Origin of the sequence: Bifidobacterium tissieri (assembly GCF_002259645.1) — a bacterium.
Taxonomy (GTDB): domain Bacteria; phylum Actinomycetota; class Actinomycetes; order Actinomycetales; family Bifidobacteriaceae; genus Galliscardovia; species Galliscardovia tissieri.
The window spans coordinates 126184-140615 of sequence record NZ_MWWV01000002.1 but is presented as its reverse complement, the minus strand read 5'-3'; the positions used below and the strand labels follow the sequence as shown (position 1 = coordinate 140615).

At 59.1% G+C, this 14432-nt stretch carries 16 protein-coding genes; 7 read left to right on the top strand and 9 right to left on the bottom strand.

All coding sequences use genetic code 11. The features are described from left to right. Window positions 1-24: 24 nt before the first annotated feature. Window positions 25-918 (top strand): class C sortase, encoded by an 894-nt coding sequence (locus BTIS_RS01425; protein ID WP_245819195.1) that lies wholly within the window; start codon window positions 25-27, stop codon window positions 916-918. Between the two features lie 291 nt (window positions 919-1209). Here the strand turns inward: BTIS_RS01425 and BTIS_RS01420 are convergent, their stop codons facing one another. Further along, the gene (locus tag BTIS_RS01420) at window positions 1210-1989 is read right to left on the bottom strand and encodes an SDR family NAD(P)-dependent oxidoreductase (protein WP_158216806.1); all 780 of its coding nucleotides are present in this window, start codon (window positions 1987-1989) and stop codon (window positions 1210-1212) included. A 45-nt stretch (window positions 1990-2034) separates the two neighbouring features. Then, complete coding sequence (locus BTIS_RS01415; protein ID WP_094661956.1) at window positions 2035-3057, bottom strand: NADP-dependent oxidoreductase; 1023 nt, start codon at window positions 3055-3057, stop codon at window positions 2035-2037. Window positions 3058-3223: 166 nt separating this feature from the next. On the opposite strand from BTIS_RS01415, the gene BTIS_RS01410 reads away from it, so the two are divergent. Beyond that, window positions 3224-3676, top strand: coding sequence for an RrF2 family transcriptional regulator (locus tag BTIS_RS01410; RefSeq protein WP_094661954.1), 453 nt, complete (start codon window positions 3224-3226; stop codon window positions 3674-3676). 246 nt (window positions 3677-3922) lie between these two features. Beyond that, entirely contained in the window at window positions 3923-4891 is a 969-nt protein-coding gene (locus tag BTIS_RS01405) for a deoxyribonuclease IV (protein ID WP_094661951.1), read from the top strand. 227 nt (window positions 4892-5118) lie between these two features. On the opposite strand, the gene BTIS_RS12185 is transcribed toward BTIS_RS01405, so the two are convergent. From BTIS_RS12185 to BTIS_RS11815, 6 genes are all read right to left on the bottom strand, one after another. Further along, entirely contained in the window at window positions 5119-5241 is a 123-nt protein-coding gene (locus BTIS_RS12185) for a hypothetical protein (protein ID WP_258185460.1), read from the bottom strand. Between the two features lie 90 nt (window positions 5242-5331). Further along, on the bottom strand, window positions 5332-5457 hold the full coding sequence (locus BTIS_RS12180) for a hypothetical protein (protein WP_258185461.1): 126 nt from the start codon (window positions 5455-5457) through the stop codon (window positions 5332-5334). Window positions 5458-5521: 64 nt separating this feature from the next. Next, window positions 5522-5647 carry a hypothetical protein gene (locus tag BTIS_RS12175; RefSeq protein ID WP_275542036.1) on the bottom strand — a complete coding sequence of 42 codons (126 nt, stop codon included), beginning with the start codon at window positions 5645-5647 and terminating at the stop codon, window positions 5522-5524. Window positions 5648-5753: 106 nt separating this feature from the next. Next, window positions 5754-5876 (bottom strand): hypothetical protein, encoded by a 123-nt coding sequence (locus tag BTIS_RS12170; RefSeq protein WP_263390639.1) that lies wholly within the window; start codon window positions 5874-5876, stop codon window positions 5754-5756. Window positions 5877-6755: 879 nt separating this feature from the next. Beyond that, window positions 6756-6887 (bottom strand): hypothetical protein, encoded by a 132-nt coding sequence (locus tag BTIS_RS12165; RefSeq protein WP_275542035.1) that lies wholly within the window; start codon window positions 6885-6887, stop codon window positions 6756-6758. 675 nt (window positions 6888-7562) lie between these two features. After that, window positions 7563-7718 carry a hypothetical protein gene (locus tag BTIS_RS11815; RefSeq protein ID WP_158216805.1) on the bottom strand — a complete coding sequence of 52 codons (156 nt, stop codon included), beginning with the start codon at window positions 7716-7718 and terminating at the stop codon, window positions 7563-7565. A gap of 235 nt (window positions 7719-7953) precedes the next feature. Between BTIS_RS11815 and BTIS_RS01400 the strand changes: the two genes are divergently transcribed. From BTIS_RS01400 to BTIS_RS01385, 4 genes are all read left to right on the top strand, one after another. Beyond that, the gene (locus BTIS_RS01400) at window positions 7954-9084 is read left to right on the top strand and encodes a LacI family DNA-binding transcriptional regulator (protein WP_094661949.1); all 1131 of its coding nucleotides are present in this window, start codon (window positions 7954-7956) and stop codon (window positions 9082-9084) included. 510 nt (window positions 9085-9594) lie between these two features. Next, complete coding sequence (locus tag BTIS_RS01395) at window positions 9595-10314, top strand: NAD(P)-dependent oxidoreductase (protein ID WP_094661947.1); 720 nt, start codon at window positions 9595-9597, stop codon at window positions 10312-10314. A 262-nt stretch (window positions 10315-10576) separates the two neighbouring features. Then, window positions 10577-11611: a LacI family DNA-binding transcriptional regulator gene (locus BTIS_RS01390; protein WP_094661945.1), complete on the top strand. Its 1035-nt coding sequence runs from the start codon at window positions 10577-10579 to the stop codon at window positions 11609-11611. 303 nt (window positions 11612-11914) lie between these two features. Beyond that, window positions 11915-12376: a Fur family transcriptional regulator gene (locus tag BTIS_RS01385; RefSeq protein ID WP_094661943.1), complete on the top strand. Its 462-nt coding sequence runs from the start codon at window positions 11915-11917 to the stop codon at window positions 12374-12376. A 300-nt stretch (window positions 12377-12676) separates the two neighbouring features. On the opposite strand, the gene BTIS_RS01380 is transcribed toward BTIS_RS01385, so the two are convergent. Then, entirely contained in the window at window positions 12677-14350 is a 1674-nt protein-coding gene (locus BTIS_RS01380; RefSeq protein WP_094661941.1) for a metal ABC transporter substrate-binding protein, read from the bottom strand. Window positions 14351-14432: the final 82 nt, after the last annotated feature.

Sequence of the window (14432 nt, the reverse complement as noted above, 5' to 3'; positions counted from 1 at the left end):
ATGGACCATATGGAAGGAATCAGCATGGCCACCCATCGCAAAAAGGCCACGGATACAGTCTCGCGCATCATCTCCGCATTCTTCGCGATGGTGCTCGTCGTAGGACTGACGCTGCTGGCGTACCCCACGGTGGCGGACTGGTGGAATCGCATGCATCAGTCGCGCGCGGTGGCCACGTACATCGAACAGACCGAAGATCTGTCGAAAACCGAACGCAAACGTATGCTGGACGCCGCGCATGCGTACAACACGAAATTGCCAACAACCGCGGACCGATGGATGCTTACCAAGGAGCAGAAAGTCGAGTACGAGTCATTGTTGGACGTGTCGGGCACGGGCGTCATGGGGTATGTGACGATTCCGAAGCTCAAGGTACGGTTCCCGGTGTATCACGGTACGGACGAGAGTGTTCTGCAGATCGCGATCGGTCATTTGGAGGGCAGCAGCTTGCCGGTGGGCGGAGCGGCCACGCACGCGGTCGTTTCCGGGCATACCGGACTGCCGAGCGCGAAGCTGCTCACCGGCCTCGACACCCTCGAAAAGGGTGACACGTTCGCGTTCCACGTGCTGGGTGAGACCTATACCTACCAAGTGGACAAGATCAGCGTTGTGTTGCCGAACCAGTTTGACAATCTCGCGATTGAGGACGGCAAGGATTACGCGACCGTGATCACCTGCACGCCGTACGGGGTGAACACGCATCGCCTGCTTGTGCGCGGTCACCGCATCCCCAACCCCGTCGAACCGGACGCCACCGACTACGACAGTCCAGTGCGCATGCTCACGATCGGCATTGTCTCGGTCTCGGTCGTGGTACTTGTCATCGGTATCCTGGTTGTGCGCTGGTTCGCCGTGCGCCGCCGTTGCCCCCGCGCCAATCACTCCACCGGCCAGCTCGTGGCGCGAGACGGACAGTAGAGCGGCGATAAGTAGACGTCGATGACGGTGTACCATGCCGGGGGTAATCCCCCGGCATTTCATCTGCACTATCGAACTGACTGCGCTCAAGTACGAGAATCACGAACAGACAGCGACCGACGAACGTTTTTCCGGGTCGGCACGCGCTTCAAGAAAAATTACCTCAAGAAGGTACGGAAGCATCAGCTGGCATTTCAGTAGAGCTCACTCAGTAGATTTCACCCAAGCCGGCATTCACGCCGCATCGAGCATCTTCACCGACGCCGTTGAACCGCGGCAGTCAGCGTATGGTCACATGTTCGCGACCGATACGCCAAACGTGATCGGCAGGATCTTGGCCAGAAACGCGAGCAACTTGTTGAACGGATGCGGCAGGTAGATGGCCTTGTTTCGCTTGACTGCACGGATTGAACCGACCGCCACGTCACGCGGGTCCAGTACCGGCAGCGACGTCCGCTTCCCCGGCCCCGCGTCCGAGACCGCATCGGCGGATGGTTCCGAACCACGCGACAGCATCGGCGTATCCATCAGTCCTGGCTGCACCACGGTGACATGGATGCCGTGCGGCTTGAGTTCCTGCCGCAGCACGACGGACAAGGCGCGCACATAGGACTTGCTGGCGCTGTATGCCGCCAGATTGCTCACCGGTGAGGCTCCAAGAATGGAGCCGGTCTCCAGAATCATGGACCCGCGTTGCATGTACGGCAGGCATAGGCGCGTGACCATCGTGGCCGCCATGACGTTGAGCTGCACCAACTGCAGTAGGCGCTGCGGATCCTCATCAGCGAACGGCCGGCTCGCACCGATGCCCGCGTTGCTGACAAGCATACGGATAAGCGGCTTGGCGGCGTCAAGCCTGTCACGCAGTTCGTCAAAGCTGCGCAAATCGGTCAGATCGAGCGAAACCGGCACGATGCGAACGCTCTGATATTCAGAGGCGATTCGTTCGAGTTTGCCTTTGCTGCGAGCGATTATCCAGATCTCCCGGATTTCCGGGCACTCACGGATGATCGCATCAATATATGCCCGGCCAAGGCCGGAACTTGCGCCGGTGATAATGGCGATAGGCATTGCCAATCCACTCCCTTTCATTCGCGTTCGTCAATTACCCAATGATCAGAACCGGACCACGACCTTGCCCGACGCGCGCCCTCCCACGCCGGCGACAAGCTTGAGCGCCGCTTGAATGTCGTCAAGACGGAACATGTGCGGGTCGATGGAGGGGCGCACATCACGCTCCTTCACGATGTCGGTGACATGACGCAGCTGTTCACCATCCGCCCGCACGAAGATGAATTCGTACCGCTTGCCCTGCGCCTGCGCCTTCTTGTCGAGCTTCGATCCGGCGAGCGAGAACAGCGTGCGCTTGAGGAACGGCATCTGCATGCGTTCGGCGAATGCTTTGTTGGGCACGCCACGCAAGCTGAGCAACGTACCACCGGGTTTCAGCACGGACAGCTCACGGTCGAACTCGGCCGGTCCGAGTGTATCGATCACGTAGTCGACGCCGATGCCGGCCTGCCAGTAATTCTCCGCACGGTAGTCGAGATACCTGTCGGCGCCGAGGGCGAGAATCTCGTCGCGCGAGCGCTCGTTACCGGTGACGGTGACGTCCAGCCCCAGCGATTTGGCGATCGGCACCGCCATGCGTCCGAAGCTGCCCGAGCCTCCGGGAATGAGGACGCCCTGCCCCGGCTTGGCGTCCAGAACCTCCGTGAACGCCTGCCACGCGGTCAGACCGGTGAGCGGGATGGTCGCGGCCTCGTCGAAATCATAGCCCTCGGGCATCGGTGCCACGGCGTCGGCGGGCAATGCGACGAATTCAGCGAGCGCGCCGGGGTGGTCGATCGGCGTGCGGGCATACACGCGATCACCCGGCTGGAATCCGCGCACCGCGTCGCCCACGCGTTCCACGACGCCGGCGACCTCGTTGCCGAGCGTGACCGGCATCGGATAATCCTGGATCAGCTTGACTCCGCCGGTGACGACCAGCAATTCCAGCGGATTGACTGCCGCCGCCTTGACGCGAATCAGTATGTCGCGGTCGCCGATGGACGGTTCGGGGATCTCGTTGACCTCAACCCCCGCAATGGCCTTGGCGACGTCTTTCTCGTAACGGTTGATCTGCGCTGCTCGCATGGTGGCGCGTCCTTTCTTCGATTCCGCAGGTGTTGGATTTCCGACGACCCAGTAATGTAATATTTAGAATTACATTAAACCATATCGTGACGCCGGGATATCGTCAACATAGCAGCGTCGCAACGCCTGAACATATGGGACGACGGCACGAAGGACGGGAGGACACATGCATATCAGCATGAAATGCTCAGTGGCGGTGCACTGCCTCATCTTCATGAACGAAGCCGGCAGCGACGACCGCGTCACCAGCACGCTGCTGGCCGAAAGCACTGGCTGCAACCCTGCAAGCATTCGAGCGCTCTTCGCCGCGCTCAAAAAAGCCGGCATCATCGATGTCCAACGCGGCAACGTCGGTGCACACCTGATCCAAGACCCCAAGGATGTGACGTTGCTCGACATCCAGAACGCCGTCGAACCCGATGGATTGGCCACCATGATCGGCGTCCACCAATACAAGGGACAGTCATGCCCCGTGGCGCGGAATATCCACGCCACGCTCGCCCCCTCCTACGAGAAGATCGAACACGCCACAGCCGGGGCCATGCGCTCCATCACGCTGGCGGACATCATCGACGACTACCACGTCCAACTCAACGACAAACCCACGCGGCACCAATGACACCGCGGGTACAGGGCGCCCACAAGTGGACCTCGCTGAATTCGTTCCGCCCATTCTCATGCGACACGCCGTTTCCTCTTGCTTGTCCCAACACCTTCACCATAACTCATGAAACCGATTTCAGCAACCGTGTGTCGTGAGTGCCGTTCCGCCGCATGCTCGTGATCCTCGCTATCGATGACCACGCTTTCGGGCATACTGACGACAGTCCTGCGGAATGTATCTGTGGAATGAAAAGAGGAAGCCATGGCGGAAACGAAGCGGGAATTGTTCATCGGATCGCATCTGTCGACGTCCGGTGGCTGGGGGAAGCTACTGGAACGATCGCATGAGGAATGCGGCACCACATTTGCGTTCTTCCCGCGCTCGCCGTATGGCAAGCGGTCGAAGACGCTGACCGAGCAGGGGGCGCGAGAACTGGGCGAGCAATTACGGTCCGAACACTACGGCCCATTGGTGGCGCACGCGCCCTATGTCTACAATTTCGCGGCGAAGGACGAGTCCAAACGCGAGTTCGCCATCACCGCGATGGAGGAGGACCTGCGCCTCTTGGCCGCAATCCGGCGGGCGGGCCAGCCGATCTATCTCAATGTGCATCCGGGGGCGCATGTGGGCCAAGGCGCCGAAACGGGTTGCCGGCTGATCGCCGAAAGCCTGAGTCGCGTACTGAACGACCTCGCCGAAAGCGGCGAGGTCGTCGTGCCGATCCTGCTGGAGACCATGGCGGGCAAGGGAACCGAATGCGGTCGCAACTTCGAGGAGATCGCGGCGATCATCAGCGGTATCGAAGAACGTCTGACGCAACCACAGACGTCGGCCATGACGAAGACGCCGATCCAAACGGGGGAGCCGGAAGAAGCCGGAGTGGAATCCGAGTCTCTGGTAGGCGTGACGCTCGACACCTGCCACGTGTTCGACGCCGGCTACGATCTGCTGAACGACTTCGACGCCGTGCTTGCGAATTTCGATGAAGTCATCGGGCTGAATCGTCTCAAGGCCATTCACGCGAACGACTCCATCAACGGACTGAACTCGCATAAGGACCGTCACGCGAACATCGGTGACGGCGCACTTGGTCTACCGTTCTTCACACGTATGGTCAACGATCCCAGGCTCAACACCTTGCCGATGATCCTGGAAACCAAGGAACTGACGCCGACCACCCACCGCGATGAAATCGCCCTATTGCGCGGTCTCGCGCAGGGACAGGTTTGATTTGCGCGATCTCGTACTCGCGCGGACTTGATTTACGTACTGTCGGCCGGAATCTCACCCAAATGCGCTTGGGCGTGGTTTTCGACTGGCGATGCGACGGAGAAAACACGAACGTCATTGTCCGCAGTTTCCTGTTCTTCTTCTCTTGTGGTTGAGGTTTACTATCGTGATGATCGTAGACCTCGGGGATGCCTGTTGCTGTGGTTCTTACTCTCGACTAGCCCGGCTCAGCGCTCGTCGTCGCTCAGGGCGGACTCGGCGATCTGCTGGTAGGTGCGGCCGTTGTATGCGGTCAGCGAGGCGGCGCCCATGAGGGCCAGGGTCTTCTTCATGCTGTTCTTGAAGCTCATTGCTACTCCTTGATTGATGATGAATGAATCGGTGTTGAATCGGTTGATGGTGATACGCGCAGCATTCCGATGCTGACGCTATTGCAGGATTCAGCGAGCGTCGTTCTCGAGTCCGCGCAGGGAATCGAAGATCTGCTTGCTTGCGGCCGGGGTGGCGGTCATGGTGGCGGCGCCGTACAGGGCGAGACCGCGGATCATGCTCTTCTTGATGTCCATTATCGTTCCTTACTCGTTGTATTCGGTTACTCGTTTATTCGGTGTTTGCGGTATCTGGCGTCGCTCAGCGGGCGTCGTTCTCGAGAGACTGGATGCTGTCGAAGATCTGCTTGCTGGTGGACGGGGTGGCGGTCATAGCGGAAGCGCCGTACAGGGCCATGCCGCGCAGGATGCTCTTCTTGATGTTCATGATGTTCTCCTTAAGTCTTGCTATCTAGTCTTTGTAAATTGTCGTCTAAGTCTTATGCGTATGTGTGTTATGCGTTATGCGCCGTTCTTGAGGCGCGTGGTGTGCTCTAGCGGGCTTCTGCCTCGCGGGCCAGATCGATGACCGTCTGGTTCATCTTGCTGCAGGAACCGGCCATCACGGAAGCGCCGTACAGGGCCAGGCTGCGCATCATGCTGTTCTTCATGTTCATTGCTGTTCCCTTTTCTGCTTGTTTGTTGTCCGCCTTGTTTGGCTGACATGAATAACGATAGAGCATCGGCACGATTTGCGCAAGCGCTGGCGCAGAGAAACCTACCAAGTGGTTGGTATTGTGCCGATCTGTCGGCGTGTCGCGGCTTGAAGTCCTGAACTCCTTGAAGTTACAAGGTTTTTGTGCGGGCGGGCCGCTGCGTTTGCTTGTGATGTGAGGGCTCACTTTTTGCGGGGTACGATCAAGTTATGAAGCGGTGACGAGGGTATACGAGCTAGCGTTCCCGCGTTGTTGCGATGTTGTGTGTTGTGCTGTCGCGCCGCTGAATTGCGTGGCGGTGCGGTGATGTCAGCGGTGCGGTGGCGTGTTGTATTGGGCGCTGTCTCCGGGACTTTGGGCCGCCTGCTCGGCAATAATACGGGCTGAAAAAGACGGTTTTGGCGATTCGTAGTGTCTTGCGGACGCTGCTGAGCCTCAAAACGTCCGTAACGCACTACGAATTAAGGATTTCGTCCTGTTGGGCCCGTATTTCCGATCTTCGAGGAGCCGTGCGGACCGTTCGGCGGGGCTTCGGCGGCCGTTGTGCGTAAGTCTTGCGTGGGGGAGGGGACTGTGAAACTGCGGGTAATGAGAAAGAGGTTACGAAACCACAAGTGACAAAAAGGGCGAACGCCATTGTCCGGCCGTGGATGGAGGATACCCTTCCGTTCTCTTTCCGCCGCCTCGCCTGTCATATGTGATAGCGACCGGCGGATCGCTCTATGATTGCGGACCGTGTGGTGTGTTTTCCTGCGATGTAGAGGCGGATCTATTGGTGTGTTGGCGGCAGGTGTGGGACGGGTTCGTCGAAAACGTGATCGACTTGATCGTTGATGGTCGTCAGCGCTGGTCTTCGTGAGCCAGATCGATGACTGCCTCCATAAGGTGACGATTGGCCATGCCGGCGTTCGTGCTGGCGATGGAGGATCCGTACATGGCGAGTCCGTGCAGCATGCTCTTTGCGATGTTCATGATGGTCTCCTCTGTTGTCGTGCGTTGGACGTGACTGCTCTCCGGTTTTCGCTGGATATTGTCCTTTTGTTAGCGCTCACAATAATATGTCAACGGCACGACGTTTGTCGACGGGCGAATGTATCCCGAGGCGGGATGGTCTTGTCGGGAGTCCGACGAGAGGGCGTCGGTTCAATGGGGGGCGGTCTTTGAGTTCTGTACGAATGTCCGAGGTGGTGTGCTGATACGGCCGGTATCGTGAAAGGATTGGAGTCTTCAAGTGCTGCGACAGTTCCGATTCGAATGTAGGAGCAGCGGGGAAGGGCCTCGAACGCGAAAAGGCGGGACGCCGATTGCTCGACATCCCACCCTTGATCAGATGATGGCGTGTTCAGGAATCTGGTTCCACGGAAGTAGATTCGGACTCCGAATCAAATACCGTCAGGCCTGACGCTTGCGCATCACCAGCGTGACACCGGCTCCGACCAGCACGATCGTGGCGATCGCGATGCCGGCCACGGCGCTACCGGTACGGCTGAGCGTGGAGCCATTCGTCTTGGCGCCGGAAACGTTCTTGGATCCGTTGCCAGAGCCGTTGGCATTGTTGACGGAGTTGCCATTGGTGGTTCCGTTGTTGCCATTGATTCCGTTTCCTTCTCGGCCGTCGCCGACGCCACCCAGTACGTCGAGGCATCCCTACCCGACAAGCTGCTTGATGACAAGGCCGCCGCCAAGGTCGTCGAGGAAGCCGATCAGACCCTCGCCCCCTATACCACCGGCGTGAACTGGAGCTCCATGTTCAAGCAGCTGCAGGATCAGTGGGCTCAGTTCACTGAGAATTAGTGTGATCACACTACAACTCTCTCCCTTAGTGTGATCACACTAACGGATTGGCAAGAGTCACATTCGTTGAAATTTCAACGATCATGGCACATCCTCTTTCGTTAGTGTGATCACACTAGGGGAAGGGGATGTCCGTATATTGGATGACATTGGTTTCTATGGGATTTCGGCCGGTACCCCTGCGCTCTCTGCGCGGGTCTGAGACCATACAACGATCTGAAACGGAAGACGAGAGGGGACGAACGTGAATCGAAAGCAGTTGGACGATGCACAATCGTCGGATGTCGGATCGAGAACCTCGGATACCAGATCAGAAACCGGCACTCGTCATCGCAGCCATTCGGGTCCGGCACGTACCAGCAGTGTCAATATTCGTGACATCGCCGCGGCGGCCGGCGTCTCCGCGGCTACCGTGTCGCGTGTGATGCGCGGCAACGCCAGGGTCTCCGACGCCACCAGAGCAAAGGTCCAGGAAGCCATCGAACGACTCGGCTACGTGCCCAACGCACATGCACTGGCCCTCACCACGCCTCCCAACTCCGTCACTCTGGTGGTGGACCACATCTCCGGCGGTACCTACAGCGAGATGACCGCTGGAGTGGAACGTGAGACGTCCGATCGCAAGATGATGTTCCGCATCGCATCCACCGGTGGCAAATGGGACGAGCCCAAGCCGATTCTCGATGATCTGCTCTCCCAACGTCCCCGCTTGGCGGTGCTTACCGCCAGTGATGTGATCGATGACCCGATCGACGATGTGCTCAACGATTATGTGGACAAGTTCAAATCCGTGGGAACGCGTCTGGTGGTGCTCGCCAGGCCTCGTATGCGGCTGTTGCGGGAGATCGCGGTGGTGGACTACGCCAACGAAACCGGCATGTATGAACTGACAAAATACATGATCTCGCTCGGCCACCGTCGATTCATGTTCGCCGGACTGCGTCGCAACTCCAGTGTGTTAATGTCCCGATACCACGGATTCCTGCGTGCGTTGCGCGAGGCCGGCATCGAGTTCGATCCGCGTTGCACCATTCCGCTCGACATCGATCGGGCCGCCTCGATCGCCAATACCATGGCCATGTTCCCGACCGTTCACGATTGCACCGCAGTCGTCGCCGTCACCGATGAATTGGCGTTGTACGTGATCGCCGCACTGTGCAAGCTTGGCAAGTCCGTGCCCGACGACGTGTCGGTCGGCGGATTCGATGACATGCCCTACGCCGAGGATCTGATGGTGCCGCTTACCACCGTGCATGCCCCCTTCGGCAATATGGGCCATATGGCCGTCAAGATCGGTCTCGATGACTTCGGTATTGATGTGACCATGCCCACCCAGCTGGTGGTACGTGGGTCCGTGGCTCCGGTCCGGCAGTAACGATAACTGTGAAAACGTGGCGCGCTACGCGAGGATGCGAAGCGTGCCATGATGCGATGATGTTGTCGCTGCTGGCGGCGATGAATGTGGTTCTGGCCGTCGCCTGATCTTCCTGCAGGGGCGTCCCGACGTGATTCTGCGTGATTCCCTTCCTCGCCGGTGACCGATAGGCGTCAAAAAATCACACAACTCAAAAGGTCATTTGGGCCGTTGAAATTCCAAATGGGTAGCCTATGGCTGCCCTCCCTTTGTCATGTCGTGTTGTCATGTCATGTGTCATGTCGATTGGGGATGGTGGTCCGGAGCGAGGCGATGCTCAGCCGGTGCGTATGAATGGCGTCATTGTCACGACGTGTCGGGGTTGCGTATCTGAAACCGATTTCATATAATCGGTTTTGAAAACGGCGATCGTAATGATTTCAAGGTCTCGCAAATCATGAAATCAAGAAATCACTTTCATGGAATCTGATATCGACGTCGTGTGTGCAAAGACCGTTGCAAAGGAGCGTCATGTCCGAGAAATTCAATGTCATCATTGCCGCTCAGGGCGTCGCCTACAAAGGTCTGACCGAGGATGCCCGCAAGATCGCCAAGGAACGCGGCATCCTCGCCACCAACGTCCAGGCCGCCAACTCCATCCCCGTGGCCGAGTACTGCCTCGGTGTCGCTCTGCTGGAAAGCAAGGACTACACGCTCTCCCAGCATCAGTACGGCGAGCAGCGCGCCTACATCAATCGTGAGGTCAACTACGCCGACGCCGGCACCTACGGCAAGACCATCGGCGTCGTGACCGCCACCGCCCAGATCGCCCGCGACTTCATGGAGATGCTCAAGCCGTTCGACTTCAACGTGATCGCCTGGAGTCGTCACCTCACCGACGAGGAGGCCGCCCAGTACGGCGCCAAGAAGGTGGACCTCGACACCGTCTTCCGCGAGTCCGACATCGTCTCCATCCACACCCCGGGCATTCCGCAGACCGCCAACATGATCGGCGAGCACGAGCTCGGCCTCATGAAGGATGGTGCCCTGCTGCTCAACTCCGCCCGTGGCATCGTGATCGACCACAAGGCCCTCGAGAAGGAACTCGTCTCCGGTCGCATCTGCGCCGTGCTCGACACGGTATGGCCCGGTAAGTCCGACCTCTACCACGCCACGCAGTGCACGCTGATTCCGCTGCTCGATCCGGCGGTGTCCGTCGCCCCGGCGCTCAAGGCGGCCAAGGAAGCCTAGGGATCAGAATCCCAGACGGCCCGATCGGCGTTCGACGCCGTACGGGAGAGTCATACTGACATGGAGGCAACCGATTGCAACGATTGCGAACATGTCAGTATGACTTGAAATAATCAGTATCAGTTCGACTTTCGGCATGGGATCTGAAACGATTTCATGCCGTTCGTTGTTTATTGGAACGTGCGGGTACATGCGAGTACGTCAAAGGTACAGACAATACGCGGATGTCACCAGTCGTCGGAGAGCACATGAAGGAGTCCTCATGCCTAGGAACGCGCAGCGCAGCACGCCGGTGATCAAGGACGTCGCCAAACTGGCAGGGGTGTCGGCGCCCACGGTGTCGCGCTATCTCAACGGCACCGCCAACGTGAACGAGGAGAAGCGCAAGCGCATCGCGCAGGCCATCAAACTGCTCGGATACAAGCCCAGCATCGTCGCTCGCGCATTGGCGAACAAGGAAATGGACTCCGTGATGGTGTTCGCTGCCAACTCCGGCACGTTCTCCACCAACATGACCAACATCGGCGTGGAACACGGTGCGCAGGAGAAGAACTACCTGTTCGCCGTCACCTCGTTGAGTGAGAAGCGTCTCGATGAGGTGCAGCAGATGGTGCAGATGGCGCTCGGCGCGAATCCGGCCGGCGTGATCGTATACGAATACGATCGTGCCGGTGCCGAGGCGTTGCGATACATTCCCGACGACATGCCGCTGGTCATCGTCGGCGGCAACGCGGGGGAGGGGCCGTACCAGGTCATCAATTCCGAACGTGACGGTGGTCGTGCCATGACCGAGTATCTGCTCAAGCTTGGTCACCAGACGGTGTTTCATGTGGCCCGTGCCGAAGGTCCGAGTGGCAATACGCGCACCAACGGCTGGCGTGACGCGCTCGTGGCTGCGTGCGTGCCGATTCCGGAGATCGTGCGCGTGTCGTCCACCGATCTTGAGGAGGCGGTGCAGGCCGGTCGCGCGCTCGGCCGTCGCAGTGACGTGACCGCTGTGTTCGCCGGCAACGACGAGACCGCGATCGCCGTGATCAACGGTCTGCGTGAGGCGGGCCGTCGTGTGCCCGAAGATGTAAGCGTGGTCGGATTTGACGACCGTCAGTTCGCGCCGCTATGGAAGCCGGCGCTGACCAGCTATCGGCAGAACTTCAACGATATGGGCGAGCGCGCGTTTGCCATGCTCTACGAGCAGATCCAGGCCAAGCGCGCCGGCGAGGAGCCGCCGCAGTCCAGACTGGAGACCGTGCAGGGCCGCATGGTCGTACGTGGCTCGGCGTGCGCTTGCGCTCGCTGAGACGACGGCCGAGTCGACGAAAAATACGGGCTGAACAAGACGAAATACGCGATTCGTAGTGGTGTACGGACGGTTTGGGGCTTCACAACGTCCGTAACCTACTGCGAATTCCGAATAACGGGAGTTTCAGCCCGTATGTTGCGTTTATGCGTTGTGCAGTGTTTATGTGCCGTGTTGGCCACCTCGTTGCCATGCCGCCCCGGTAAGGGGGAGGGGCGCGTATCATGGGATGACACGCGAAACCGTGCGAGGCACGATGCGTGGCGCGCGAAACGCGAATTATCCAATCAATCAGGAGCGTACATGGTCGAACATCAGACAAGGCGGACGGTTCAAAAGGAAACGGTTCGTAAGGCGCTGAGACAGACCGATGATTTCGTCTCCGCACAGAATCTTCATCGTCGCCTGCAGGATTCCGGTTCCAGGATCGGACTGGCCACCGTATACCGACAGCTCAACGCCATGGCCGCGGCGGGGGAGGCCGACACCATTCGCATGGGCGGTGAGCAGCTGTTCCGCGACTGCGGCGAGGACACCCTGCGCCACCATCATCATCTGGTATGCGAGCGCTGCGGCAAGACGATCGACATTGCGCCGCCGAGCGAATCATGGTTCCGCAAGGTTGCCAAGGACAACGGGTTCACCGTAAGTCATCATATTCTGGAGATCTTCGGCGTCTGCGCCGAATGCGCGGCCGAGGAGGGCGGCGACGCTGCCGGTGATACAGACGCGCATGCGGATTCGGATGGCATCGATGAGGCGTGACGTGGCGTGACCTCGATAAGGCGTTCATAACGATGTGACATCGATAATGCGTGACATGGTGTGACGTGGCGTGACCTCTGATCATGCGACGCACGACTTTTGTATTTGCATATATGGAGAACGCCCGCCACGACATGGTCGTCGTTCGGCGGGCGTTCTGTGTTGTGTGCTTATTGTTGTGTGCTTATGTGTTCTCGAATGATGCGGCTGCATTTCGCGGTGAATCACACTTCACTTTCACGATCAGCGCACAGCCGTACCGATTACGCAGCCGTACCGCGCACGCAACCATACCGTGAATCAGTGCGCGAGCATCTCCGTAGCGACCTCCTCTTTACTCATCGATGCCGGATAATAGGTCGGCCAGTTGTCCATCTCCTTGAGCGTGGCCTCCTGGGAGTCGTTGCCCATGAAGATGTGGTAGTGCGCGGCCTTCGACGGTGCGATGCCGTGATCGGAGAACTGAACGACCTTCGGCGCGCCTTCCGGCACATCACCGGTGGCGGTGAACAGGTATCGCACGCCGCGGTTGCCCTTCTCATAGTCGAGGATCTTGAATCCGTCGTACTTGTACGTGGCGGTCGCGGTCTTGCCATCGCTGGTGAAGCTCATCTGGTCGCCCTTGATGGTGATCTTCGTCACGTCGGTCTTGTATCCGGTGTCGTAGTACTGCTTGTACTCCTCGGCCGTCTTGTCGCCCTTCTTGGCCTTGGCCTCCATGACGGAATCAAGCGTGCCGTCCTGAAGATACGGGTAGACGGACTGCCATTCGCCCTCATAGTCCGCAAGCGTGCGGTCCTTCACGTCCTGCGTGAGGAAGTAGCCGTTCGTGGTGTCGATGGCCAGAGCCTGATTGGTGATGGAGGTCAGCCAGTCGAGCAAGGTCTTCTTGTTCTCGGGCAGCTGTTCGGTCACCGAGATGATCGTCTTGTTGCTCTCCTTGGCAGCGGAATCCAGCTTCTTGGCGAATTCACCCATCTCCTGCGGGTTCACGACAAGAATATCCACGTCATTGCTCTCGACGGTGTCGATGGCGTTCTTCAGATCGGACGCGGACGGCTCCGCTTCGCTGTTCATCGCATTGGTGTAGGTGGCGGGCGTCTTGTCCACGGCGCCGATGTAGTCGAGCAGATAGTTCGCCACGGATTCCGTCGCCGCATAATGCCGTTCGACATTCTGGGTGCGACCCTTGTTCACCAGCGCCACGAACTGCGCGTAGTCGCCGTTCCATGCGTTGGAATGGCGCTGCACCGTGGCTTCGGTGGCACCGCCGTCGGGTGCCGCATCGGTGTACGCCTTGGTGATCGCCTGTGACGCCTTGAGCACGGCGTCGGGGCTGAACCACAGGTGCGGGTTCGTGGAACCGTGATGGTGATGGTGGTGGCCTGACTCGCCTTCGGAGCCCGCGCCCTCAGTGTCCTCATTGTGTTCGTGGCTGTGCTCTTCGGTCGCGGTGACGCCCATGATGTCGCCGACGTTCACGATGCGCTGCTTGGATGCGTCGAGATTGGCCTTTTCCGCCCATCCGTCGTATCCAGCGCCGTTGAGCACCACGATCTGTGCCTTCGACAGCTTCGCAAGATCCTGCGGCGTGGCCTCATAGTCGTGTGGGTCGGCGGAGGTGGAGTTGATGAGCGAGGTCACTTCCACACAATTGCCGCCGAGCTCCTGGGCGAGTGAACCCCACTGGTTCACGGATGCGACCACGTTAAGTGTGACGTCGCAGGAATCGGAGGCGTTGATTGATGTGTCGCTGGCTGCCTTGGCGTTCGCGGCGGTCTGCTGGGGATGCCCTGCGCGGTAGGCGCTGCCGGCGGCGAACGATCCGATGATCAGCGCGGCCGCAAGGGCTCCGCCACCGATCGCATACAGGAGAGCTCGCCGCTTGCGTTGTGCAGGGCTGGCTGCCGTAGTGGTGTCATTAGAGGTATTGGAGGTGGGCATGGTGTCGTTAGGCATGGTGTCGTTGGACATGATGATCTTTCTACCGAGTACTGACAGTGATGTCCATGGTCTTGTTGTTGTCGTGGATTTTGCGATTGCAATGTCTGTTGCA